This window comes from Magnetospirillum aberrantis SpK, assembly GCF_011022235.1.
GTDB classification, from domain to species: Bacteria; Pseudomonadota; Alphaproteobacteria; order Rhodospirillales; family Magnetospirillaceae; genus Magnetospirillum; species Magnetospirillum aberrantis.
This window is the reverse complement of sequence record NZ_JAAIYP010000012.1, coordinates 1-2080: the sequence shown is the minus strand read 5'-3', so window position 1 is coordinate 2080 and position 2080 is coordinate 1. Positions and strand designations below refer to the sequence as shown.

The 2080-nt window shown below is 50.6% G+C and carries 3 protein-coding genes; 2 read left to right on the top strand and 1 reads right to left on the bottom strand.

What is annotated here, in order from left to right:
- Nucleotides 1-327 precede the first annotated feature (327 nt).
- Together G4223_RS03555 and G4223_RS03550 are read left to right on the top strand one after the other, a co-directional pair.
- Nucleotides 328-972 (top strand): putative sugar O-methyltransferase, encoded by a 645-nt coding sequence (locus G4223_RS03555; RefSeq protein WP_163675123.1) that lies wholly within the window; start codon nucleotides 328-330, stop codon nucleotides 970-972.
- Nucleotides 950-1603 (top strand): class I SAM-dependent methyltransferase, encoded by a 654-nt coding sequence (locus tag G4223_RS03550; protein WP_163675120.1) that lies wholly within the window; start codon nucleotides 950-952, stop codon nucleotides 1601-1603. Before G4223_RS03555 ends, G4223_RS03550 begins: the two co-directional genes overlap by 23 nt.
- A gap of 234 nt (nucleotides 1604-1837) precedes the next feature.
- Here G4223_RS03550 and G4223_RS03545 read toward each other — a convergent pair.
- Nucleotides 1838-2080 (bottom strand): hypothetical protein (locus G4223_RS03545; RefSeq protein WP_163675117.1); only part of this gene is annotated, 243 nt, incomplete at its 5' end.

Below are 2080 nucleotides of genomic sequence, written 5' to 3'. Positions count from 1 at the left end.
CCGCCCGGTTTCACCGGGCGGCACATTAAGCGGCAAGTCTCCGCCGATCAAGGTTGATCGGCGCGGGGAGAGTTAGTTGGAAATTTCCCGATTTTTGTGGAGTGTCTGGTAATTTCTTAGAGAATTGTGCAACGTTCAGATTGATAATTTTGTCAATAATCGTGACTTCACGACCGCTATTTAAATGCCTGATGTACGGGGTGAGGTGCTTGTCCGGTTCCGCGCATTCCGAGACCAGTTGTTTCTTTCTTGTCACGGTTGTATAAGAATGTAAATTCCATCGCCTGCTTTTCGGGCTTTGCAAAATTATTTCTCAAGGTGAGGGCCATGAAGTCGCATCAATCTCACAATGACATGTCTCTTCGCCATCGCCTCATGCTGGAGAATTATGAGGCTGCGATGGAAAAGATGCCGCAAGACCATCGATCAGTCGTGTGGGAGCGGGCTTCGTATGGAGAGTTTTCCGAACTCATCGGACAAGAGGCATTGTGGGAAAATTTCCGCTCCAATCCAATTTCCAGCGGCATGGGGGGACCGTATTTCTGGGATGATGAATATTTGAATTCAATCCGCTCTATCTGGGAGAGCCCGGAGTTTCATAAAAGAGTTGAGGATTCTTTCAATAACTTATGTTCCCTTTGTGGTCAGGATTTCGTTGTTAACTTGGTGGAGCCAGAGGTTGGGCGTCCAGCATCCTGCAATGTACAGGGACGGAAAATCGCGTATCTCCCTGATTTGACGCAAATTTATAATGTTTATTCTCTAAAGCCATACATTGATGCCATCACGACGAGAAAGAAGCCGGTCGTAATGGCGGAAATCGGCGGTGGGTATGGGGGGCTTGCGAACAAGCTGTGCAAGGCTTTTCCCGATGCGCGCTATATTTTGTTCGATCTCCCGGAAGGAGCTGCAATACAGTATTATTATCTGTCTTCTTTTTATGAAAAAGATGATTTTTTTTCTTTACAATGACTTCAAGGAAGGCGGATTTGAATCCTTCTTTTCTGGAAATGCAAAATTTGCAATTCTCCCAAGTTTCTGCTCTGAAGAAATTCCGTCGTCAGTGGTTGATGTTTTTATCAACACAGATTCGATGATGGAGATGAATCCAAGCGTTATTGGGCAATACTTCAAGTCAATCCATAAGGCGACGTCCATTGGCGGGCTATTTTATTGCGTCAACCGTCGTCATAAAGCTGACGTTGGCGTTCCAGTCCGCATAAAAGATTATCCTTTTGATGATCGCTGGTACCTTTCGTGTTCAAGGCCTTTGCCCGATTCCCCTAATACCCAGGAATTAGTGGCGATTCGAACAGGCCACGCCAATGCCTATCCTATCAGCAGGGCTTTGGCCGACCTTGGTCCCTTTACTGTCAGTGAAGTTATGGGCCAATGGCGTCAAGCGTTGCGGCGAACGGCGGCATTCGTTGTTGGAACTGGGGTTGGGTCAGGGAACCCTGGGCTCGTCAACATTATTCTGGGACTTAGTGAGGAACCGAGAAATCCCATTCGCAAACTGCGGAAACGTTTGGCGATGATAAGGAGCCGGCTCGGTAAGGCGTGGTTGCGTCGTGGGGGCGGCGGGAAATGGGATATATCTTGAGGTGCCATCATCGGCGGCTTGCCATGGGGCAAGGCGTCAAGCCCGAGTAGGTGAAAACCCATTGGCGGCAAACGGAACCATGGATTTCGGTTCGCGTTGCGTTTGGCCGGGGTGATGAGGAGTGAGAAGCCGTTTCAGAAATTCCCGACTTGTGGCCGGAAATTTCTGAAACGAGTATACGAGATTAGCGCGGCCGGATGGCCTGACGGAAACCAGGCACCGAGCCGTCAGGCATCACGATTCCAGGTCGACGTACACCCAGGTCCACGGCAACAGGACGACGCCGCTGGCCTGGAAGCCGTTGAGGACCGAGGTCTTGTCCCAGGCTTCGGGGATGATCTCGCCGGTGTCGGAGACGGCGGCCGGGTCGAAATCCCGGTCCAGTTCGAAGGAAACCGACTTGACCCGAGGATCGCGGCGCAACATGAACTCGACGGCGGTCTGGCTGTAGATGTTCATGTAATGGAAGCTGCGCGG

Coding starts and splice junctions, on each gene's coding strand:
- G4223_RS03555 (WP_163675123.1), top strand. CDS start 328: ATGAAGTCGCATCAATCTCACAATGACATGTCTCTTCGCCATCGCCTC.
- G4223_RS03550 (WP_163675120.1), top strand. CDS start 950: ATGATTTTTTTTCTTTACAATGACTTCAAGGAAGGCGGATTTGAATCC.